The organism is Streptomyces sp. NPDC040545, from assembly GCF_055595065.1.
Genome location: NZ_JBVIWA010000003.1, coordinates 274026 through 295165, shown reverse-complemented (window position 1 = coordinate 295165; position 21140 = coordinate 274026). Strand labels below are relative to the sequence as shown.

General features: G+C 72.8%; 17 protein-coding genes and 1 riboswitch. Of the genes, 7 read left to right on the top strand and 10 right to left on the bottom strand.

What is annotated here, in order from left to right; genetic code table 11:
* Positions 1–144: 144 nt before the first annotated feature.
* From ACZ573_RS09400 to ACZ573_RS09375, 6 genes are all read right to left on the bottom strand, one after another.
* Positions 145–918, bottom strand: a complete 774-nt coding sequence (locus ACZ573_RS09400; protein ID WP_471301292.1) for an enoyl-CoA hydratase — start codon at positions 916–918, stop codon at positions 145–147.
* Positions 915–1817, bottom strand: coding sequence for a 3-hydroxyisobutyrate dehydrogenase (mmsB, locus tag ACZ573_RS09395; RefSeq protein WP_471301290.1), 903 nt, complete (start codon positions 1815–1817; stop codon positions 915–917). Before mmsB ends, ACZ573_RS09400 begins: the two co-directional genes overlap by 4 nt.
* The gene (locus tag ACZ573_RS09390) at positions 1814–2917 is read right to left on the bottom strand and encodes an enoyl-CoA hydratase/isomerase family protein (protein ID WP_471301288.1); all 1104 of its coding nucleotides are present in this window, start codon (positions 2915–2917) and stop codon (positions 1814–1816) included. Before ACZ573_RS09390 ends, mmsB begins: the two co-directional genes overlap by 4 nt.
* A complete protein-coding gene (locus ACZ573_RS09385) occupies positions 2914–4068 on the bottom strand; it encodes an acyl-CoA dehydrogenase family protein (protein WP_471301287.1) in 1155 nt (384 codons plus the stop codon). The genes ACZ573_RS09390 and ACZ573_RS09385 overlap by 4 nt, the downstream gene beginning before the upstream one ends.
* Positions 4065–5564: a CoA-acylating methylmalonate-semialdehyde dehydrogenase gene (locus ACZ573_RS09380; protein ID WP_471301285.1), complete on the bottom strand. Its 1500-nt coding sequence runs from the start codon at positions 5562–5564 to the stop codon at positions 4065–4067. Before ACZ573_RS09380 ends, ACZ573_RS09385 begins: the two co-directional genes overlap by 4 nt.
* Positions 5565–5768: 204 nt before the next feature.
* Positions 5769–5939, bottom strand: a riboswitch (cobalamin riboswitch).
* Positions 5940–6053: 114 nt separating this feature from the next.
* Entirely contained in the window at positions 6054–7469 is a 1416-nt protein-coding gene (locus ACZ573_RS09375; RefSeq protein WP_471301283.1) for a short-chain fatty acyl-CoA regulator family protein, read from the bottom strand.
* A 386-nt stretch (positions 7470–7855) separates the two neighbouring features.
* Here ACZ573_RS09375 and aceA point away from each other — a divergent pair, with 386 nt between their 5' ends.
* The 3 genes from aceA to ACZ573_RS09360 all read left to right on the top strand — a co-directional run bounded on the left by aceA (position 7856) and on the right by ACZ573_RS09360 (position 11708).
* Positions 7856–9142 (top strand): isocitrate lyase, encoded by a 1287-nt coding sequence (aceA, locus tag ACZ573_RS09370; protein WP_471301280.1) that lies wholly within the window; start codon positions 7856–7858, stop codon positions 9140–9142.
* A gap of 98 nt (positions 9143–9240) precedes the next feature.
* Positions 9241–10833 carry a malate synthase A gene (aceB, locus tag ACZ573_RS09365; RefSeq protein WP_471301278.1) on the top strand — a complete coding sequence of 531 codons (1593 nt, stop codon included), beginning with the start codon at positions 9241–9243 and terminating at the stop codon, positions 10831–10833.
* Entirely contained in the window at positions 10830–11708 is an 879-nt protein-coding gene (locus tag ACZ573_RS09360; RefSeq protein WP_471301277.1) for a 3-hydroxybutyryl-CoA dehydrogenase, read from the top strand. Before aceB ends, ACZ573_RS09360 begins: the two co-directional genes overlap by 4 nt.
* 125 nt (positions 11709–11833) lie before the next feature.
* Here the strand turns inward: ACZ573_RS09360 and ACZ573_RS09355 are convergent, their stop codons facing one another.
* On the bottom strand, positions 11834–12766 hold the full coding sequence (locus tag ACZ573_RS09355; RefSeq protein ID WP_471301275.1) for an aminoglycoside phosphotransferase family protein: 933 nt from the start codon (positions 12764–12766) through the stop codon (positions 11834–11836).
* Positions 12767–12856: 90 nt separating this feature from the next.
* Here ACZ573_RS09355 and ACZ573_RS09350 point away from each other — a divergent pair, with 90 nt between their 5' ends.
* Positions 12857–14341 carry a S1 RNA-binding domain-containing protein gene (locus ACZ573_RS09350; protein ID WP_471301272.1) on the top strand — a complete coding sequence of 495 codons (1485 nt, stop codon included), beginning with the start codon at positions 12857–12859 and terminating at the stop codon, positions 14339–14341.
* Between the two features lie 22 nt (positions 14342–14363).
* Here the strand turns inward: ACZ573_RS09350 and ACZ573_RS09345 are convergent, their stop codons facing one another.
* Entirely contained in the window at positions 14364–15083 is a 720-nt protein-coding gene (locus tag ACZ573_RS09345; protein WP_471301270.1) for a ZIP family metal transporter, read from the bottom strand.
* 181 nt (positions 15084–15264) lie between these two features.
* On the opposite strand from ACZ573_RS09345, the gene ACZ573_RS09340 reads away from it, so the two are divergent.
* The 3 genes from ACZ573_RS09340 to ACZ573_RS09330 all read left to right on the top strand — a co-directional run bounded on the left by ACZ573_RS09340 (position 15265) and on the right by ACZ573_RS09330 (position 18911).
* On the top strand, positions 15265–17931 hold the full coding sequence (locus ACZ573_RS09340) for a winged helix-turn-helix domain-containing protein (protein WP_471301775.1): 2667 nt from the start codon (positions 15265–15267) through the stop codon (positions 17929–17931).
* Between the two features lie 152 nt (positions 17932–18083).
* Positions 18084–18281, top strand: a complete 198-nt coding sequence (locus ACZ573_RS09335) for a hypothetical protein (protein WP_351155569.1) — start codon at positions 18084–18086, stop codon at positions 18279–18281.
* 171 nt (positions 18282–18452) lie between these two features.
* Positions 18453–18911 carry a DUF7144 family membrane protein gene (locus ACZ573_RS09330; RefSeq protein WP_471301268.1) on the top strand — a complete coding sequence of 153 codons (459 nt, stop codon included), beginning with the start codon at positions 18453–18455 and terminating at the stop codon, positions 18909–18911.
* 201 nt (positions 18912–19112) lie between these two features.
* On the opposite strand, the gene ACZ573_RS09325 is transcribed toward ACZ573_RS09330, so the two are convergent.
* Positions 19113–19817: a class F sortase gene (locus ACZ573_RS09325; protein WP_471301265.1), complete on the bottom strand. Its 705-nt coding sequence runs from the start codon at positions 19815–19817 to the stop codon at positions 19113–19115.
* The gene (locus ACZ573_RS09320; RefSeq protein ID WP_471301264.1) at positions 19814–20638 is read right to left on the bottom strand and encodes a hypothetical protein; all 825 of its coding nucleotides are present in this window, start codon (positions 20636–20638) and stop codon (positions 19814–19816) included. The genes ACZ573_RS09325 and ACZ573_RS09320 overlap by 4 nt, the downstream gene beginning before the upstream one ends.
* Positions 20639–21140: the final 502 nt, after the last annotated feature.

Genomic DNA, 21140 nt, shown 5'->3' with positions numbered 1-21140 from the left:
GGGCGCGCCGCCCTCCGTACATTCCCCGAACAATGCACCGGCCGCGCTCCGGAACGAAGGACCTCGTACGCCGCCGCCCGTCGTGGGCAGGCCGGAGGCCGGGTACGGCGCAGTGCTGCGCGCCGTGCCCCGGCCCCGGCTCGTTCAGCCGTGGCTGAAGCGGGGCGGGCGCTTGTCCACGAAGGCGGACATGCCCTCCTTCTGGTCGGCGGTGGCGAAGACCGCGTGGAACAGCCGGCGTTCGAAGCGCACGCCCTCGGTGAGGGTGGTCTCGAAGGCCCGGTTCACGGCCTCCTTGGCCATCATCGCGACCGGCTTCGACATCCCGGAGACGGTCTCGGCGACCGCGAGGGCCTCGGACAGCAGCTCGTCGGCGGGGACGATCCGGGAGACCAGGCCGGCCCGCTCGGCCTCGACCGCGTCCATGGTGCGGCCCGTCAGGCACAGTTCCATGGCCTTGGCCTTGCCGACGGCCCGGGTGAGCCGCTGGGATCCGCCGATCCCCGGGATCACTCCGAGCTTGATCTCGGGCTGCCCGAACCTCGCGGTGTCCGCGGCGAGCAGGATGTCGCACATCATGGCGAGCTCGCAGCCGCCGCCCAGGGCGTAGCCGGAGACCGCCGCGAGGGTGGGCGTACGGACCTGGCCGAGCCGGTCCCAGGCCGTGAACCAGTCCGAGAGGTACATGTCCATATAGCTGCGCGGCCGCATCTCCTTGATGTCGGCGCCGGCCGCGAAGGCCTTCGCGGAGCCGGTCAGGACGATGCAGCCGACCTCCGGGTCCCGGTCCAGCTCCTCCGCGGCGGCCACCACCTCGGTCATGACCTGGAGGTTGAGGGCATTGAGGGCCTCCGGCCGGTGGAGGGTGAGGACGGCCACCCGCCCCTTGCGTTCCAGCAGGATGGTTTCGTAGGTCATGCGGGGGTTCCGTTCCGGGGTCGCAGCGTGTGGACGATCGCCGAGAAGTCGAGGCCGGCGCCCTCGCCCGCGGCGAAGTCGGCGTACAGCTCGGCGGCTTTCAGGCCCAGCGGCGCCTCCACCCCGCCGGCCCGCAGGGCGTTCGCCGCCAGGGCGAGGTCCTTGGCCATGAGGGGTGCGGCGAAGCCGGGAAGGTAGTCACGGTTGGCGGGGCTGCCAGGAACCGGTCCGGGCACAGGACAGTTGACGGTGAGGGCCCAGCACTGGCCGGAGGCGGTGGAGGCCACGTCGTAGAGGGCCTGGTGGTCCAGGCCGAGGCTCTCCGCGAGGACGAAGGCCTCGCTCACCCCGATCATCGAGACCGCCAGGATCATGTTGTTGCAGATCTTCGCGGCCTGTCCGGCGCCCGCCGTCCCGCAGTGCACGGCCTTCTTGCCCATCGCGGCGAGCAGCGGCCCGGCCGCCGCGAACTCCTCGGCGCCGCCGCCCGCCATGAAGGTGAGGCTCGCCGCCCGCGCGCCGACCACCCCGCCCGAGACGGGTGCGTCGAGGGAGCGGTGACCGGCGGCCCCGGCGGCCGCGTGGGCGGCCCGCGCGTCGGCCACGTCGATGGTGGAGCAGTCGACGAACAGGGTGCTGGGCCGTGCGGCGGCCAGTAGCCCGCCGTCCCCGTACAGGGCGAGGACGTGCCCGCCCGCCGGCAGCATGGTGATCACCACGTCGGCCCCGGCGGCCGCCGCGGCGGCCGACACCGCGGGCTCCACCCCCGTCGCGGCGGCGGTGGCCAGCAGCTCCGGCACCAGGTCGAAGCCGAGGACGCGATGTCCCGCCTTCACCAGGTTGGCCGCCATCGGACCACCCATGTGGCCCAGTCCGACGAACGCCACGGTCCTGCTCACCAGGGCACCTCCTGAGTCGAATCCGCATGGGGCAGCCCCAGTTCGTGCGCGCCGAGCGGGGCGAAGAACCGTTCCACGTCCGCAGGAGCCACCTCCGCCAGGGAAGGCGGTGACCAGCGGGGGCTGCGGTCCTTGTCGATCACCTGCGCGCGGATCCCCTCCACCAGGTCGGGGGAGGACAGCGCCGCGCAGGAGATCCGGTACTCCTGTTCCAGAGCCCGCTCCAGCGGGCCGAGTCCGCGCACCCGGCGCAGGGCGGCCAGGGTCACCTTGAGGGCCGTGGGCGACTTGGCCGCAAGGGTGGCCGCGGCTTCCTTGGCCGCCGGGACACCGCTGACGAGCAGGCGCTCCACGATGTCCTCCACCGTGTCCGCCGCATAGCAGTGGTCGATCCATGCGCGGTCACCGTCGAGCGCGCCGGCGGGCGCCGGAACGACGTACCGTTCCAGCACCTCGTGCACGGGGGCCCGGGCCAGGTCCGCCGCCAGCCGCGGCAGCAGCTCCGCGGGCACGAAATGATCGGCGAGCCCGCACAGCAGCGCGTCCGCCGCGCCGGCGGGCGCCCCCGTCAGGGCCAGGTGGGTGCCCAGTTCTCCGGGCGCCAGCGCCAGCAGGTAGGTGCCGCCGACGTCGGGGACGAAGCCGATGCCCGTCTCGGGCATGGCCACGCGGGAGCGTTCGGTGACGATCCGCACGGTGCCGTGGGCCGAGATGCCGACGCCGCCGCCCATGACGATGCCGTCCATGAGGGCGACGTACGGCTTGGGGTAACGGGCGATGCGGGCGTTGAGCCGGTACTCGTCGCGCCAGAAGCCGGCCGAGGACGTGCCGCCCGTGCGGGCGTCCTCGTAGATCGCGCGGATGTCACCGCCCGCGCACAGGCCGCGTCCACCGGCGCCCTCGATGACGACGGCCGCGATGTCCGGGTCGTGCTGCCAGCCGGCGAGCGCCCCGTCGATGCGCAGCACCATGGCGTGGGTGAGGGCGTTGAGGGCCCTCGGGCGGTTGAGGGTGATGTAGGCGGTGTGGCCCTCGGTCCGCAGGAGCACGTGCTCCTGGTCCGGGTCCTGGCCCTGGGCCCCGGGGGTGCCGTGGTTCATCGCAGGGCCTCCGTGAGCCCGCGGGCGACGATGATGCGCATGACCTCGTTGGTGCCTTCCAGGATCTGGTGGACCCGAAGGTCGCGGACGATCTTCTCGATGCCGTACTCGCTCAAGTAGCCGTAACCTCCGTGGAGCTGGAGGGCCCGGTCGGCGACCGCGTAGCCGGTGTCCGTGGCGAACCGCTTGGCCATCGCGCACAGCTGCGGGGCCAGCGGGTCGCCCCGGTCCAGCGCGTCGGCGGCCTGCCGGACCAGCGCGCGGGCCGCGGCCAGCTCGGTGGCCATGTCCGCGAGCCGGAACTGCAGGGCCTGGGCGTCCAGCAGCCGGGCCCCGAACGCCTCCCGGTCGGCCAGGTACGCGAGGCTGCGGTCCAGCGCGCTCTGCGCACCGCCCAGCGAGCAGGCGGCGATGCCGAGGCGGCCGCCGTTGAGGCCGTTCATGGCGATGCGGAAGCCGTCGCCCTCGGCGCCGAGCCGCCGGCCGGCGGGGACGCGGACCCCGTCGAGGATCACCTGGCGGGTGGGCTGGGCGTTCCAGCCCATCTTGCGCTCGTTCGGTCCGAAGGAGACCCCGGCATCCGCGCGTTCGACGACGAACGCGGAGACGCCGCCCGCGCCCTCCCCGCCGGTGCGCGCCATGACGATGTAGACCTCGGAGGCGCCGGCGCCGGAGATGAACTGCTTGACCCCGGTCAGCACATAGCCGTCGTCCGTGCGCTCGGCCCGGGTGCGCAGCCCGGCCGCGTCGGAGCCGGCACCGGGCTCGGTCAGGCAGTAGCTGCCCAGGGACCGGGCGGAGCACAGGCCGGGGAGCCAGCGGGCCCGCTGGTCCGCGTCCCCGTACCGGTCGATCATCCAGGCGACCATGTTGTGGATGGAGAGGTACCCGGCGATGGAGGGGCAACCGGTGGCGAGGGTCTCGAAGACGAGGACACCGTCGCTGCGGCCGAGGCCGGAACCGCCGTGTTCCTCACGGACGTAGACGCCGCCGAGCCCGAGGTCCGCCGCCTTGCGGATCACGTCCAGCGGGAAGTGCTTGTCCTGGTCCCAGGTGACGGCGTACGGACCGAGCTGCTCCTGGGCGAAGTCGAGGGTGACCTCGGCGAGGGCGAGCTGATCGGGGCTGAGGGTGAGGGTCACCGGGCTCATCCCATCGTCGGGATGGTGAAGCTCGCGCTCTCCTTGGCCCCGGAGGGCCAGCGCGAGGTGACGGTCTTGGTGCGGGTGTAGAAGCGGATCGAGTCGGGGCCGTGCTGGTTCAGGTCGCCGAAGCCGGACCGCTTCCAGCCGCCGAAGGTGTGGTACGCCACGGGGACGGGAATCGGCACGTTGACGCCGACCATGCCGGCGCCCACCCGTCGGGTGAAGTCGCGCGCCGTGTCTCCGTCACGGGTGAAGATCGCGACGCCGTTGCCGTACGGGTGCTCGGTGGGCAGGCGCAGGGCCTCCTCGTAGTCGGCGGCCCGTACGACGGACAGCACCGGGCCGAAGATCTCCTCGCGGTAGATCCGCATGTGCGGGGTCACGCGGTCGAAGAGGGTCGCTCCGGCGAAGAAGCCGTCCTCGTGCCCGGGCAGGGTGAACCCGCGCCCGTCCACGACGAGTTCGGCGCCCTCGGTGGCTCCGATGCCGACGTAGCGGTTCACCCGGTCCAGCGCGTCCTGGCTGACCAGCGGCCCGAAGTCGGCCTCGGGGTCGTCGGAGCGGCCCACGCGCAGGGTGGCGATGCGTTCCGTCAGCTTGGCCACGAGGGCGTTCGCGGTCTCCTCGCCGACGGGTACGGCGACGGCAATGGCCATGCAGCGCTCGCCCGCGGAGCCGTAGCCGGCGCCGATGAGGGCCTCCACGGCCTGGTCGAGGTCGGCGTCGGGCATCACGATCATGTGGTTCTTGGCGCCGCCGAAGCACTGGGCGCGCTTGCCGTGGGCCGCGGCGGTGGCGTAGATGTGCGCGGCGACCGGGGTGGAGCCGACGAAGCCGAGGGCCTGCACGCGCGGGTCTTCGAGGAGGGTGTCAACGGCCTCCTTGCCGCCGTTGACCACGTTGAGCACGCCGGGCGGCAGACCGGCCTCCAGGAACAGCTCGGCGAGGCGCAGCGGTACGGAGGGGTCGCGCTCGGAGGGCTTGAGGATGAAGGAGTTGCCGCAGGCCAGGGCGGGTGCGGCCTGCCACAGGGGGATCATCGCGGGGAAGTTGAAAGGGGTGATCCCGGCGACCACGCCCAGCGGTGAGCGCAGGGAATGCACGTCGATCCCGGTGCCCGCGTTGTCGGTGAACTCGCCCTTGAGCAGGTGCGGGACACCGGTGGCGAACTCGACCACCTCCAGGCCGCGTTGCAGGTCGCCGTGGGCGTCGGCGACGGTCTTGCCGTGCTCGGAGGACAACAGCCGGGCGAGGGAGTCCCGTTCGCCCTCGACCAGCTGGAGGAAGCGCAGCAGTACGCGCGAGCGGCGCTGCGGGTTCCACTGCCCCCAGTCGGCCTGCGCCTCCTCGGCGTTCGCGATGGCGGCCTCCGTGTCGGCCCGCCCCGCGAGCGGGACCCGGGCCTGGACGGTGCCGGTGTTGGGGTCGTACACGTCGGTGAAGAGACCGGAGGATCCGGTGGTGTGCTTGCCGCCGATGAAATGGGTGAGTTCACGGACCATGGGTGCCTGCTCTCGTCAGGTGGGATCCGGGGATGGCACGGCCGACCGGCGGACGGCACCCGATCGGGTGCGCCGCTGGGGAGGGTCGTGGGACTGGTCGACAGAGACGACCTACGAGCGCGCGAACGTGTGCGTGCGCTCCGCCGGATCACCAGGGTCGTGGGTACAAACCGGTGCCATGCGTGTCTGCTCCATCCTCGTGGACAACACGGAACATCCGCGGCCGGTATCCTGACTCCCGGATCCCCGCGTGCCGCCCGCCTTCCCGACAGACCTCGTCAGTGGCGTGTGGATGGCAGCACACTCCCCGGTCACAGTGGCGGGACCGTGCCGGTTTCTCACCGGCTTCCCTGCACCGCGGACCTTGTGCCACGAACATATAGTTGGACGTCCTAGTAAGTCCAGAGCCGCCGCCGCGCGCCTTCGCCATCCGGCCGCGCCGCCCGCCGCCTGACGGCAGCCGTCTGCCGCCGGAAGTCTGACGCCCGCTCAGTCCCGTGCCGGGGCCGGGTTCCTGGTCACCGGATACGGGATGAAGGTGCTGCTGTTCTCGTCCACGGCCAGCGCCCGCCCGAGCGGCGGCACGGCCCGCTGCGGGCAGTCCAGGCGTTCGCAGAGGCGGCAGCCCATGCCGATGGGGGTGGCGGCCGCCGTGTTGTCGAGGTCGAGCCCGTCGGCGTACACGAGCCGCGAGGCGTGCCGGATCTCGCAGCCGAGCCCGATCGCGAAGGTCTTGCCGGGCTCGCCCCAGCCGCCGCGGTGGCGGGTGACGGCCCGGGCGGTCCACAGGTACCGCTGCCCGTCGGGCATGGCGGCCACCTGGACGTGGATGCGGCCGGGCGCGGCGAAGGCCTCGTACACGTTCCACAGCGGGCAGGTGCCGCCCGCGCGGGAGAAGTGGAATCCCGTCGCCGACTGCCGCTTGGACATGTTGCCGGCCCGGTCCACCCGGACGAAGGAGAAGGGAACCCCGCGCAGCCTGGGCCGCTGCAGGGTGCTCAGCCGGTGGCAGACCGTCTCGTAGCCGATCCCGAAGTGGTCGGTGAGCCGCTCGATGTCGTAGCGGAACTCCTCGGCGGCCGTGTGGAAGGCGCGGTACGGGAGGATGAGCGCGCCCGCGAAGTGGTTGGCGATGCCGATGCGCGCGAGGGCGTGGACGGGGGAGCCGGGCGGGAAGTCCTCGGCGGCCAGCCGGTCCAGCTCGTCCCCGTACTCGATCAGCGCCAGCTGCGTGGCCATCCGGAACGCCTGCTGCCCCGGCCGGAGCCGGTTCGACAGGTGCAGCACGCGGGCGGTGGGGTCGTAGTGGTGCAGCCGGTCGGAGTCCGTGGCCGTCCGGATCCCGTGCCGGCCGGAGAGCCGCCGGGTCAGCGCGCGGATGACGTCCCCCGGGCGGATGCCGATCTCGGCGGCGAGGCCTTCGGCGGCGAGATCGGTGTCGTGGAGGTAGTTCTGCCGCCGGTAGAAGAACTCGCGGATCTCCTCGTGGGGCGAGCGCGGGCTGTCCGTGGCCGCGTCCCGGCCGTCGGCGGCGTCGGCGAGCCGCTCGGCCAGGAGCTGGCTGCGCCGGCCCAGGTCCAGCAGGACCGAGGCCACCGCGGGCATGCGGGTGGCCAGTTCGGCCAGGTCGGAGGGGGAGACCCGGGCCTGCGCCACCTCGTTCGCGAGCGCCTCGCGCAGGTCGGCGACCAGCCGGCTGGTGTCGCGCTCGGAGAAGAACCCCGGATCCACCCCGAAGGCCTCGGTGAGCCGCAGCAGGACCGGAACGGTGAGCGGCCGGGAGTCGTGCTCCATCTGGTTGAGGTAGCTGGGGGAGATGGCGAGCACCCGGGCCAGGTCGGCCTGGGTCATCCGGCGCTCCTCGCGCAGCCGTCGCAGCCGCGCTCCCGCGTACGTCTTGCTCACCGCACTCCCTCGCCGTTCCGGGCTCGACACGCGACGCCAGAATACGGGGATCTTCACGACCCGAACCCTTCGCAACCTTGGCAATTTCGCTGCTGAAGATTCGCAGACCTTGGCAGATGTACCTCCTTGATGGCACTCGGTGTCAATGTCAGAGTCGGTGCAGCGGCCCGCCGGACACGGCGGTCAGGAAGAACCGACTGGCCCGACTCACGCCCTGATTTCGGCCATCCAGGAAGTTCGCCCCGGCGGTTCGGCAGCATTGCTCAGCTTCGGCCCCGAGCCGGGTTCGGCGGCCGCAGCTCCTTGTTAGGCACAGAGTGCCAAGCCGCCGGGTCCACGTCCCGGCTCATTGGCAAGACAAGCTACGGATGGAAACGGTGACGGTCATGGCAGAGGCGAACACGACGGCGGCGGCCGAGCAGCTCAAGCAGCGGTGGGCCGACGACCCTCGCTGGGCGGGCATCGAGCGCACCTACACGGCCGAGGACGTGGTGCGGCTCTCGGGCAGCGTCCGCGAGGAGCACACCCTGGCCCGGCGCGGCGCCGAACGGCTGTGGCGACAGCTCCACGAGCAGGACTACATCCACGCCCTCGGCGCGCTCACCGGCGGCCAGGCGGTCCAGCAGGTGCGCGCCGGACTCCAGGCGATCTACCTCTCCGGCTGGCAGGTGGCCGCCGACGCCAACCAGGCCGGGCACACCTACCCGGACCAGAGCCTGTACCCCGTCAACTCGGTCCCGCAAGTGGTGCGCAGGATCAACAACGCGCTGCTGCGCGCCGACCAGATCGCCACCGCCGAGGGCGGCACCGACACGACCGACTGGCTCGCGCCGATCGTCGCGGACGCCGAGGCCGGCTTCGGCGGCCCGCTGAACGCCTTCGAGCTCACCAAGGCGATGATCGCGGCGGGCGCGGCCGGCATCCACTACGAGGACCAGCTGGCCTCCGAGAAGAAGTGCGGCCACCTCGGCGGCAAGGTCCTCGTCCCGACCTCGCAGCACGTCCGCACCCTGAACGCGGCCCGCCTGGCGGCCGACATCGCCGACACCCCGACCCTGATCATCGCCCGTACGGACGCCCTCGCCGCCACCCTCCTGACCAGCGACGTCGACGAGCGCGACGCCGAGTTCTGCACGGGCGAGCGCACCGCCGAGGGCTTCTACCACGTCCGAAACGGCATGGCCCCGGTCATCGCCCGCGGCCTCGCCTACGCCCCGTACGCCGACCTCATCTGGGTGGAGACCGGCACCCCGGACCTGGAGCAGGCCCGCGAGTTCGCCGAGGCGATCCACGCGCAGTACCCCGACCAGATGCTCGCCTACAACTGCTCGCCGTCCTTCAACTGGAAGGCCGCGCTGGACGACGACCAGATCGCCAAGTTCCAGCGCGAGCTCGGCGCGATGGGATACCGCTTCCAGTTCATCACCCTGGCCGGCTTCCACTCCCTCAACCACGGCATGTTCGACCTCGCCCGCGGCTACGCCGAGCACGGCATGACCGCCTACGTCGACCTCCAGGAGCGCGAGTTCGCCGCCCAGGCCCAGGGGTTCACGGCCGTCAAGCACCAGCGCGAGGTCGGCACCGGCTACTTCGACCTCGTCTCCACCGCCGTCAACCCGGCCTCCTCCACCACCGCGCTCGCCGGCTCCACCGAGGAAGAGCAGTTCCACTAGGCCCGCTCTTGGCCGTCTCTGCGCCGAGTCCTTCCGACGGGTGCCCGAGGGACGTCCCCCCGGGCACCCCGCCCACCGCCCCCGCTGAGGAGAACCGCATGCCCCTCTCGCCTCTGACCAGCAGCGTCCAGGTCCTCGGTGCGCCGGGTGAGCGCCACGAGGAGATCCTGACCCCCGAGGCCATGGAGTTCATCGGCCGGCTCGACACCGCGTTCGCGGGCCGCCGCCTGGAGGTCCTCAAGGAGCGCCACCGCCGCTCCGGCCACCTGGCCGGCGGCGCCCCGCTCGACTTCCCCCTCGCCACCCGCGCCCTCCGCGAGGACCCGCACTGGCGCGTCGCCCCGCCCGCGCCCGGCCTCACCGACCGCCGCGTCGAGATCACCGGCCCGCCCGAGCGGCGGATGGCCGTCAACGCCCTGAACTCCGGCGCCAAGGTCTGGATGGCCGACTTCGAGGACGCCACCGCTCCGACCTGGACCAACGTCATCGGCGGCCAGCTGACCCTGCTCGACGCCATCGAACGGCGCATCGACTTCACCACCCCGGAGGGCAAGGAGTACCGCCTCGGCGAGCAGCTCGCGACCATCATGGTCCGGCCGCGCGGCTGGCACCTCCTCGAAGAGCACCTGGAGATCGACGGCCGGCCCCTGTCCGCGTCCCTCGTCGACTTCGGCCTGTACTTCTTCCACTGCGCCCAGCGGCAGATCGACGCGGGCCACGGCCCGTACTTCTACCTGCCCAAGCTGGAGAACCGGTACGAGGCGCGCCTGTGGAACGACGTCTTCCTCCTCGCCCAGGAACTCCTCGGCATCCCCCGCGGCACCGTCCGCGCCACCGTCCTCATCGAGACGATCACCGCCGCCTTCGAGATGGAGGAGATCCTCCACGAGCTGCGCGAGCACAGCGCGGGACTGAACGCGGGCCGCTGGGACTACCTCTTCAGCCTGATCAAGACCTTCGGCCACCGCACCGACTTCCAGCTGCCCGACCGCGCCAAGGTCACCATGACCGCCCCCTTCATGCGGGCCTACACCGAGCTGCTCGTCCGCACCTGCCACCGGCGCGGCGCCCAGGCCATCGGCGGGATGGCCGCCCACGTCCCCAGCCGGGACGCGGAGGCGAACGCCGCCGCCCTGGCCAAGGTCCGTCTCGACAAGGAGCGGGAGGCCGAGGACGGCTTCGACGGCTCCTGGGTGGCTCACCCCGGACTGGTCCCCGTCTGCCGCGAGGTCTTCGACGACGTCCTGGGGGCGCGGCCGGACCAGCTGGACCGGACCCGGGAGGACGCCGAGATCACGGCGGCCGACCTGCTGTCCGTACGCCGGATCGCCGCGCCCCCCACACGGGAGGGCATCCGCTCGAACGTCGCCGTGGCCCTGCGGTACTTCGACGCCTGGCTGCGCGGCAGCGGCGCCGTGGCCCTGTACGGCCTGATGGAGGACGCCGCGACCGCCGAGATCGCCCGCGTCCAGATCTGGCAGTGGCTGCGCCACGACCGGGCCGACCGGGCGACGGTCCTCGACCTCCTCGACGCCGAATGCGCGGCACTGGAGGAGGAGAACCCGCGGGCCCGGGTCGCCGAGGCCCGGGAGGTCTTCGTGAACACCGCGCTCACCCCCCGCCTGCCCGCCTTCTTCACCCCCGAGGCGTACACCCGCCACCTCGTGAGCCGGACGGAGAACCGCCGATGACCACGCCGATCGCATCGATCCACCGGGTCGGCATCGTCGGCGGCGGCCAGATGGGCGCCGGCATCGCCGAGGTGTGCGCCCGCGCCGGCCTCGACACCGTCGTCGCCGAGTCGGACGCCACCGCCGCCCGGGCCGCCCGGGAGCGCGTCGCCGTCTCGCTCGAACGGGCGGTGCAGCGCGGCAAACTGGACCGGATCTCCGCCGAGGACGCCCTGGCCCGGCTCGTCTTCACCGGCGACCTGGAGGACCTCGCCGACCGGCAGCTCGTCATCGAGGCCGTCACCGAGAACCCCGAAGCCAAGATCGAGGTCTTCGCCGGCCTCGACAAGATCGTGGCGGACCCGGAGGCGATCCTCGCCACGAACACCTCGGCCATCCCGATCATGCGTCTGGGCATGGCCACCGGCCGCGCCGACCGGGTCGTGGGCCTGCACTTCTTCAACCCCGTCCCCGTCCTGCCGCTCGTCGAGGTCGTCTCCTCCCTCCACACCTCGCGCGACACCCTCCACGCCGTGGAGGCCTTCGCCCGCGACGCCCTGGGCAAGACCACCGTCCGCTCCCAGGACCGGGCCGGCTTCGTGGTCAACGCGCTGCTGATCCCCTACCTCCTCTCGGCCGTCCGCATGGCCGAATCCGGGTTCGCCGCCCCCGAGGACGTCGACGCCGGAATGGAGCTGGGCTGCGCCCACCCGATGGGCCCGCTCAAACTCGCCGACCTGATCGGCCTGGACACCGTCGCAGCCATCGCGGAATCCCTCTACGAGGAGTTCAAGGAACCCCTGTACGCGCCGCCCCCGCTGCTGCAGCGAATGGTGCAGGCGGGTCTGCTCGGCCGCAAGAGCGGCCGCGGGTTCCACACGTACGGCCGGGGCTGAGGGGCCCCGGCGGTCTCCAGGGCAGAGGGTGCGCCGGAGACGCACGGGAACGGCGCGGGTGGGGCGAGTGGTGTCGCCGCACCCGCGCCGCACCGTGTACGGGGGTACGGGATCGCAGGCTGGGGTCAGGCGTGCCGGGCCAGCAACTGCGCGAGACTGTCGGCGAATTCCGTGATCCAGTCGAGCAGCGGGCCGTTGGGGGCGACCCGGAAGCCGTGCCGACGGCCCCAGAACCCCGCCTGAACGGCATGGAGTTGCGCCCAGCGCCGGACGCGCTCGCGATCGAGTTCCGCGGCCTCGACGAAGATGTCCAGCGTACGGTGGACCGCCTTGCCCAGGTCCTCGGCCCCGATGAGGGACAGCGCGCGCGTCTTGAGCAGCGTGCCGCCGTCGTAGGCGGGATCGCCCACGTAGCCCTTGGGATCGACCGCGAGCCACGGCTCGCGGTCCGCCCGCAGGATGTTCCGGGCGTGGAGGTCGCCGTGGATCAGGACGTCCGGCTGGGTGTGCCCCAGCTCGCGCACGGTCGCCACCGCCGCGTCCACCACGTACCGCGGCATGGAGTGCGCCAGCTCCTTCTCGTCCCGCCGGAGCTGCTCCTCCCAGGAGCCGGCCTGCTCCCGCAGTCGTGGGAGGTGGGCCGGAGCCGGGACGGCCAGCCGGCGACTGAGCCGCCCCGCCACCGTCACCACCTCGTCGCCGTCCTCGACCCCCTCCAGCGTCGCCGTCCGGACCCGCTCCAGCAGCATCGCGAAACGCTCGTCGTCGCGCTCGTGCAGCAGGACGGCTCCACGCCCGCCCCATGCCTCGAACGCGTCCGGCTCGTGGACGTTGCCGGGATGCGGGAAGGAGACCTTCAGCACGGCCGGTACCGCATCCCGCCGCAGCACCGGGATGATGATTCCGACACCCCCGTGCATGACCTCGCCGTCCGGTACGCACTCCCAGCGTTCCAGTAACTCGTCCACGATGTGCGGAAGTTCGGCGAGCCATGCGGCTCCGGCCGCTCCCTCACGCTCGACGGTGCAGTGCGTGAACGCCTCTGGTGTCTCGATCATCCCGGTACCTTACGCTGGGCCGCATGATCCAATTTTCTGTCCGTCCACGACCGGCCCTCAGGGCGACTCCGAGCCGCCGGGGGCGCTGAGATGCCGCCCTTCACCTATCGGCTCACCCCGGGTGCGGGCGTCCCCTTCGCCGTCCGGGAGCAGGTGGCCGAGACCTTCGTCGCCGCCGCGCGCCGCTTCGCCCAGGAGGCCGGCACCGACCGGCTGACGATCGACAACCCGATGGCACGGGGGTTCTTCTCCTTCCGATCCCGACCGGCCCCGAGCGCACCGGAGCTGGCGGGGCTGTTCCAAACCGACCGGCCCGGCTCGTCCGGCCCGCTCCCACCGTCCGGATACCACGACGGCGCGCGCGTTCCGCTCGACACCGGCCTGGAGCTGCTGCGGGCCATGCTGCTGCGCGAGGGCCCCTGGTGCCGGCTGCACACCGGCGGCGGGTTCTTCCTCCACGTCGGGGAACGGCACGACCTCTACCTCGGCAGTGCGAGGCCGTACACGGAAGCCGTGGCGCACGCCCGCCGGTCGGGGCTGACCGTCGAACCGGTCGAACGCTCCCCGTACGACCCCGCCCTCGACGAGAGCGACCCCCAGCCGCCCGCGGACGCGGCCTTCTGGGCGGCGGTCCACCGCCTGGTCGCCGAGCGCGGCGGGGTACTGGTCGAGGAGCGGTACGTCGCCGGCGCCCACCGCTGGCACCGGCCGAACACAGCCGCCGGGATCGCCCGGGTACGGGAGCTGCTGACCCCGCGGGCCCGGCTGGCGGTGTGGCCGGACCTGACCGACGACATCGAGGCCGTCCGCGCCGCCGTCCTGCGCTCGGAGCGGCTCGAACTCCTGGTCCAGCAGCGTCCCGACGGGATCCCCTGGGCGCGCCTCGCCGAGCCGTGGATGGGCTGCACCGACATCGCCTACCCGATGATCGGGAGTGGTCCGGGGAGCCGGGCCGGCCTGGTCCCGCTGGCACCGGCCGATCGCCGCCCCCTGCTCGCCGGAGTGCTGCCCGACGCCGACGGCGTCGTACGGGCACGCTGGCGTACCAACCGCACCCCGGCCGACGAGCGGCGGGCCCTGCTCGGTTCGCTACGGACCGGGGACGTGGTGACCGGCACCGTCGCGAGCGGCCTGGACGACGTCGGCGTGCACGTGCACCTGGACGTGGAACACGAGCGGGGACAGCCCCTGGGCTTCCTGCGCGTCCCCGAAATGTCCTGGGAGTACTTCGAGGACGTGGACGAGGTGGCCCCGATCGGACGGCGGATCCGCGCCGAGGTCCTCCACGTCGACCTGGAGTGGGAGCGCGTGTCTCTGTCCGTCAATGCACTGCACCCGGACCCCTGGCGTCTCTTCGCCGAAGCCCTCCGGACCGGCGACACCTTCCCCGGCACCGTCACCAAGACCGTTCCGTTCGGTGTGTTCGTGCGCATCGCACCGGGTGTCGAGGGCCTGGTTCACGAGACCGAGTTCGCCGGCAGGACCTTCGAGGCAGGCGACGACGTACGCGTCACCCTGCTCGCCGTGGACCTGGAGCGGCGCCGGATCAGCCTTTCCCCGGCCGCCGGGGCCTGAGCGAGCGGCCGCCGGCGGCGCGTCACTCCAGGAGGGAGAGCGCACCGGCGGCCGCGAAGCCGAGCACGGTCGCCAGGCCCGCGAGCCTGCGGCCCAGCTCGAAGGCCTCCGGCATCATCGAGTTCGCGAGCATGGTCAGGACCGCCCCGGCCGCGAACGCCTGCACCAGCCGTCCCTCGGTGCCGGGGATGAACCCCACCAGCCCGTACCCCAGCGCCGCGCACGCGGCCGATATCGCGGTGATGCCCCACCAGATCCGGTACACCACACCCGGCCGCCGGCCCTCCTCCCGCATGCCCGCGGTGGCGCCGAGGCTCTCCGGGAGGTTCGACAGGAACACCGCCGCGAGGAAAGGGACGCTGATCGAGCCGCCCGCGGCCAGGCCCATCCCCAGCACCAGCGACTCGGGTATCCCGTCGAGCAGGGCACCGAGCACGATGGAGCGGTTCGCGTTGTGCGCGCTCCCGGCCGGCCGCTGCGCCGTGGCCTTCTGCGCGAGGGCTCCGTCGAGGAGGAAGAAGGTCAGGGCGCCGACGCCGACGGCCAGGAAGTCCCACGCGCTCTCGAAGCGCTCCCTGGGCACGAGCTCGTACGCCACGGCCGCGATCAGTGCTCCCGCGCCGAACCCCAGGACCAGTCCGGTCACCCTCGGCGACGGACGGTAGCGCAGTGCCAACCAGGCGCCGATGACCAGGGAGAAAGCCGCGAGAGCGCCCCATCCGGCCGCCGCGAGAGCGTTCATCGGACCTCCTGGACGGCCGTCCCGCGCGGGGAAGGCGAGCAGTGCCCATGCTCCGGGCCGCCGTGCGCCCCCGCATCCCCCGGACCAGGTGACACAACTGGTGATCACCACCGATCACCGGTTCAGTGGGGAGCGTGGGCCGATCACAGTCCGTACCGCCGCGGGAACCCCGGTGACCTCCATGGACCGCCGCGCCCCGACCGGCGACCCCATGCTCACGGCCAGGTTCGCGCCTCCGGCCGTGCCGAAGCTGCTGGTCCGCCGGCCCGAGCTGCTGGGGCGCCTGACGGCCGGGGCGCAGGGGCCGCTCACCCTCGTCAACGGTCCGGCCGGATCGGGCAAGACCGTGCTCACCGCCCACTGGGCGGCCGGCGCAAACGCGCCGCGTCCCCCCATGTGGCTCACCGTCGAACCCGACGACGCCCCCGGCGCCTTCTGGGCGTACGTCCTGGAGGCCCTCCACCGGGGCGGGGTGACACTGCCGGCCGCGGTGGGCAGGCCGACCCGCGCCGAGGGGGTGACCCGGTCGTTCCTGGTGCGCCTGGCGGACGGGCTGGCCGCGTCCGCCCAGCCCGCGGTCCTCGTGCTCGACCAGTTCGACACCGCCCAGCCGCCCGCGACGACCGAGGGACTGGACTTCGTCCTCCGGCACGCGGCCGGCGGCCTGCGCATCGTGCTCACCAGCCGGTCGGACACCCTGCTGCCCCTGCACCGCTACCGGGCGGCCGGCGAGATCACGGAGATCCGGCACGCCGACCTCCGATTCACCGACGCGGACGCCGGGGCACTGCTGGACGAGCACCGCCTCGACATCTCACCCGCCGGCATCCGCCTGCTGATGGAGCGGACCGAGGGATGGGCGGCCGGAGTACGCCTGTGCGCCCTGGCGATGCAGCGCAGCGCCGACCCGGAGGCGTTCCTGCGCCAGTTCGCGGCCGACCGCACCACGATCGCCGACTACCTCCTCACCGAGGTGCTCGACGCACAGCCGCCGCCCACCCAGGACCTGCTGCTGCGCGTCTGCGTCACGGACCGCGTCCACCCGGATCTCGCGGACGCGCTGACCGGCCGGGACGACGGGGCCCGGACCCTGGCGGGGCTGGCCCGCGACAACGCGTTCCTGGAGCAGATCGACGCCTCGGACTGGTACCGGCTGCACCCGCTGTTCGCCGAGGTCCTGCGCGCGCACCTGCGGCAACGCTGCCCCGGGCTGGAACCGCAACTGCACGGCCGGGCGGCGCGCTGGCTCGCCCGGACCGGGCGGCTCACGGAAGCGGTGCTCCAGGGCGCCGCCGCCGGGGACTGGCAGTTCGCGGCGGCGCAGCTGGTCGACAACCTGGCGATCGGCCGCTTCCTCACGGGCCTGGAGGCGGACCAGCTGGGCCGGGCCTTCGCCGGGATGCCGGCCGGGACCACCGGAGTGGCTCCCGCACTGGTCGGCGCGGCCTGCCGGCTCGCCGAACAGGACCTGCCCGGATGCGAGGCCGGACTGCGGCGGGCGGACGCCGCCCTGGCGGACGCGTCGTCCACGGACGCCTCCCGCGCGCGGTCCTGCGGTCCTGCGGCACGGTTCGGCCGCGCCTTCCTCGGCGTACTCGCCGGCCGGCCGGCCGACGACGTGACGGACACCGAACGGGCCGCCGCCGAGGCCGACCGGCTGCTGCGGGAGCTGCCGCCGCACCTGCTCGCCGAGCACCCCGAGCTCCGCGCCCTGCTGCTGGCCCACCTCGGTGCCGTCGAACTGGGCGCCGGCCGGCTGGACCGGGCCGAATCCACCCTCGCGGCCGCCGTCGCCGTGTGCGGGCCGCCGGGCACGGAGTCCCCGCTCTGCGGCGCGCTCGGCTCACTGGCCCTGACCGAACTGCTGCGCGGCCGGTTGCGGCGGGCGGCCGAACACGCCCGCGCCTCGCTCGCCGCCGCCGAGAGCTCCGCCCTGCCGGCCGGGCGCCGGGCCGGGACCGACCACCTCGTCCTGGCGGGCGTGGCCGTCGAGCAGGACGACCTGCCGGCCGCCCGCCGCCACCTCGACCTGGCCACCGCGGCGCCGGGCCCGCGCCCCGACCCCGCGACCGCCGCGCGGGCCGCCGTCATCGCTGCCCGGATCGCGGCGGCCGAGGGCGACGGGGAGGCCGCGCTCGCCGTCCTGCGGGCGGTGGACCCGCAGGGACTGCCCGCCTGGGCGGCGGACGAGCTGGCCGTGGCCGAGTCGGGCGCACACCTCGCTCGCGGCGACGCCGACGCGGCCCTGCGGGTCCTGGACGCGGTGGAGGCCCCGGACAGCGACCGGCCGGAGCATACGGTGGCCCGGGCCCGGGCCCTGCTGGCCGCCGGCCGCGGCGCGTGCGTGGCGGGGGCGCTGGCGGACATCGGGCGGGACGACGCGGTCGCCATCCCGGTACGGGCCCACGCGTGCCTGCTCCAGGCCCGGATCGCCGCGGCGGAGGGCGACCCCCAGGAGGCGCACCGGCGCCTCGGCGAGGCACTGGCCCTCGCCCGCCCCGAGGAACTGCGCCGGATGTTCGCCGAGAGCGGCCCATGGGTGCGCCGGACCCTGGGCCAGGACCCGCGGCTGGCGCGGTCGCACGGCTGGCTGACCCCCCGCGCCCCGGCCCGTACGGCGCGCGCTCCGCGGGGCGGCGGGCAGCCGCCGGTGGTGGAGCCGCTGAGCGCGCGGGAGACCGAGGTGCTGCGCAAGGCCGCGGAGCTGCTGTCCACCGAGGAGATCGCGGCCGAGCTGTACGTGTCGGCCAACACGGTCAAGACCCACCTGAAGAGCATCTACCGCAAGCTCTGTGTCACCCGGCGCAGCGAGGCCGTCCACCGGGCGCGGGACCTCGGGATGCTCTGAGCCGCGAGCCGCGAGCCGCGAGCCGCGAGCCGGCCGCCGCGGACGCGTGTCTCGCCCGCACCGGGCGATGCCGAACGCCGCGCAGGGGGCCGACGATGACAGCTGAAGGCCGGGGCCCCGGAGCCTTCGATCCGAGAGGAGTGAGTGCTCTCATGCGCTACGAATTCCGCGTCTCGGGGGTCGTACCGGACACGCTCGCCGCGAGCTTTCCCGAGCTCGACCGGATCCCCGTACCCGAGCAGACGCTCCTGTTCGGCAGCGTGGCGGACGAGGCCCACCTGTACGGGCTCCTCACCCGCTTCCAGTCCCTGGGCCTGCGGGTGCTCGAAATGCGCCGGCTGCCCGCCTGAGCGGGAGCCGCAGGGCATGCCGTGGGGCGTGCCCGGGTGAAGACCACCCGCTTCGGGTGATCACAGGAACCGGGCCGCCGGACGAGACTGCGATGTGGGCACCGAAGCCTGTGACCGACGAGCCGGAGCAGGACGGTCCTGCGCTGTACCGCCAACTGTGAGGTGAATTCCATGGGCCAGCCGACACCGACCGGGGGAAACTGGAACACCGGCCCTGCGCCGGGCACTACGCCGCTCCCAAGCGGCGACACCCAGGGTGCGGGGAACGTGGGCACGCTGTTCGCCGCGGTCCTCCTCCTGGTCACCGGCTGTCTCGCGGTGTTCCAGGGCATCGCGGCCATCGCCAAGGACGACGTCTACGCGCGCATCGGAAGCTACGTCTTCGAATTCGACCTCACCACGTGGGGCTGGATCCATCTCATCGTCGGGATCATCGTCATCCTCACCGGGGTGGGCCTGTTCGCCGGCTCGAACCTGGCCAGGGGTGCCGGTATCGGACTGGCCGGCCTCAGCGTGATCCTCAACTTCATGTGGCTGCCGTACCAGCCCTGGTGGTCGATCATCATCATCGCGATCGACGTGTTCATCATCTGGGCCCTGTGCACGAGCTGGACGCACGCCATCGACTGACACGCCCCCATGTGCGGCGGCACCCGACCCGGCGACGGGCCGGGTGCCGCCGCACACAGGGACCCGGCGTGCTAGCCGCGTGGCTGCGTGATCATGCCCACGCCATGAGTGCGGATACTCATCCGGCCGGGGGGTGACCGGGCCCGTCAGCCGCAGTGGGGCCCTGCGGCCGACGGGCGTGTCCCGGATCCGGCGTCCTGGCTACGCGGCGCCCGTCATGCGGGCGAACACCACCACGTTGCTGTCGTAATAGTGCTTCTTGGGGTCGAAGGTGCCGCCGCAGGTGACCAGGCGCAGGCCCGCGTGGTCGATGTTCTTGTAGACCTCCAGCGTGGGGAACTCGGCCTTCGGGTACTCGGCGACCCGGTCCACCGTGAACGTGACCGTCTTGCCGTCCTGCCGGGTGACCTTGATGGTGTCACCGCCCTTCATCGTCTTCAGCTTCTCGAACACCGCGGATGCTCCGTTCCACGTGACGTGCCCGGCGATCACGGCCGGTCCCTGGGAGCCGGGGGTCGGCCCCGGCTCGTACCAGCCCGCGAGCGCGGGGTCCTTCGGGGTCTGCATGGTGCCGTCCGGGTTCTGTTGCAGCGTCTCCAGGGAACTGGACAGGTTGAGGGAGGGGATCGTGATCTTCTGCGGTGCCGACCGGGCCAGGGCCTGCTCCGCCTGACCCGCACCGGCATCCGCCCCTGCGCCGCCCTTCGATCCCGCTGCGGGCGCCTTCCCGGTGGGCGAGGCGGCGGCGCCTGCCGGCGCCCCACCGGGGAGGTTCTGCCCCGCCGGGGCGGCGGGCTGCGCCGCGTCCTGGCCGCCGCCGCACCCCGAGAGGAGGAGTCCGGCGAGGACGGCGGCCGCCAGCGGGCCCGCGGTGCGGCGGCGCAGCCGCGTGGGGGCCGGCTTCACGCGCCGCCCCCGGTGGTCTCCCGGCGGACGGGGCCGACACCGGCCCGCTTCCGCCCGATGATCACCGCACCCGCCACCACCGCGAGTACGGTGATCGCCACACCGTCGCGCACCGTCACCGGTACCGCCGTGTGCTCCTCGGTACCGCCCCCCGTCTCGATGCCGCCGACCGGGATCGACCCCACGGCCGCGCCCTTGACCTCTCCGCAGTTGGTCGGAGCCGTGGCCTCCTGGGGCAGCTTCGGGTCGAGCTCGCTCTTGCCGGCCCCCTCGAAGTCGTACTTCTTGTTCTTGTTGCGGTCGATGCCGTGCTGCACGACGTGCAGGTCCTTGATGTGGTCGACGACGTCCTGGCCGACCTCGATCGTCCGCTTGTAGCGGATCGTGCCCAGCGCGTCGGCGACGGGCATGCGCAGCACGTCGAGGCCGCTGGTGGGCTTGGTGTCCCCGCCCGTGGTGAGCGAGATGTTGATGTCGCCGTAGTCGTGCGTGGCCTCGGTGTTGCTGAGGACCCCGTCGCCGTCCTTGTCGTCGGTCGCGTCAGGGCAGTGGAAGTCGTGCCCCTTCGTCGAGCCGTGCAGGTGCTGGGCCGACGGCTGCCCGGGCACCATGCCCTTGGATTCGATCTGTACGGTGAGCTGCCTGCCCTTGAGGGTGAGCATGACCGTACCGCTGGAGCCCGAGTTGTTCAGCTGCGCCAGGTCGATCTGGTACGCCTTTCCGCCCTCCGCGAGAGCTGGTCCGGAAAGGCCGAGGGTCAGGACCACGGCGGCGGGTATGGCGGCGAGAGCCACGTGGCGACCGGCGCGCTTGACTATCACATTCGCTCCTGTTCCGTGGATCCCCAGACGGGAATCGCAGATCGTACGGGTTGTGAACGAGGCCTTGGGGAGGCTCTCGTTACTCCTTCGGTGCCCCAACGCCTGCGGATGGGTGCCCATATGAAAAAGTTTCAGGTGAGTTCGTTCGGATGCGTTCGACTGCTGCGACTGCCTGACATCACGTCGGCCGGGGCGCGGAAACAAGGCAGCCTCGCAGGGCCTTTCGGGAACCGGTGCAATTCCGTGTGCGGTGCACGTCGGAACGCGGCCGCGCCGCAGCCGGATCATCGTCGGCCAGGACGTGGCCCACGGTGGGATCCCCGGACGCCGCACGTCGGCGGCCTGCACCAGGCCGCAGCGGCGCGTGCGCCGAGCGGCCGGGAATTCGAATTCGTGAAGGAAACGCACGGCCGCATACGCAGGGAGGAGGTCGGGGAATCCCTCCTCCCTGCGTCCAGGTCAGCCCTGCACCCGCCTATCGGCACAGGCTGCGGCGGGGCCG

What these genes read in the sequence shown, in the direction of transcription:
- ACZ573_RS09380 (WP_471301285.1), bottom strand. Translation starts at nt 5,564, where the DNA reads ATGGTCCGTGAACTCACCCATTTCATCGGCGGCAAGCACACCACCGGA.
- ACZ573_RS09355 (WP_471301275.1), bottom strand. Translation starts at nt 12,766, where the DNA reads ATGATCGAGACACCAGAGGCGTTCACGCACTGCACCGTCGAGCGTGAG.
- ACZ573_RS09335 (WP_351155569.1), top strand. Translation starts at nt 18,084, where the DNA reads ATGCGCTACGAATTCCGCGTCTCGGGGGTCGTACCGGACACGCTCGCC.
- ACZ573_RS09400 (WP_471301292.1), bottom strand. Translation starts at nt 918, where the DNA reads ATGACCTACGAAACCATCCTGCTGGAACGCAAGGGGCGGGTGGCCGTC.
- ACZ573_RS09340 (WP_471301775.1), top strand. Translation starts at nt 15,265, where the DNA reads ATGGACCGCCGCGCCCCGACCGGCGACCCCATGCTCACGGCCAGGTTC.
- ACZ573_RS09330 (WP_471301268.1), top strand. Translation starts at nt 18,453, where the DNA reads ATGGGCCAGCCGACACCGACCGGGGGAAACTGGAACACCGGCCCTGCG.
- aceA (WP_471301280.1), top strand. Translation starts at nt 7,856, where the DNA reads ATGGCAGAGGCGAACACGACGGCGGCGGCCGAGCAGCTCAAGCAGCGG.
- ACZ573_RS09385 (WP_471301287.1), bottom strand. Translation starts at nt 4,068, where the DNA reads ATGAGCCCGGTGACCCTCACCCTCAGCCCCGATCAGCTCGCCCTCGCC.
- ACZ573_RS09350 (WP_471301272.1), top strand. Translation starts at nt 12,857, where the DNA reads ATGCCGCCCTTCACCTATCGGCTCACCCCGGGTGCGGGCGTCCCCTTC.
- ACZ573_RS09360 (WP_471301277.1), top strand. Translation starts at nt 10,830, where the DNA reads ATGACCACGCCGATCGCATCGATCCACCGGGTCGGCATCGTCGGCGGC.
- ACZ573_RS09345 (WP_471301270.1), bottom strand. Translation starts at nt 15,083, where the DNA reads ATGAACGCTCTCGCGGCGGCCGGATGGGGCGCTCTCGCGGCTTTCTCC.
- aceB (WP_471301278.1), top strand. Translation starts at nt 9,241, where the DNA reads ATGCCCCTCTCGCCTCTGACCAGCAGCGTCCAGGTCCTCGGTGCGCCG.
- ACZ573_RS09390 (WP_471301288.1), bottom strand. Translation starts at nt 2,917, where the DNA reads ATGAACCACGGCACCCCCGGGGCCCAGGGCCAGGACCCGGACCAGGAG.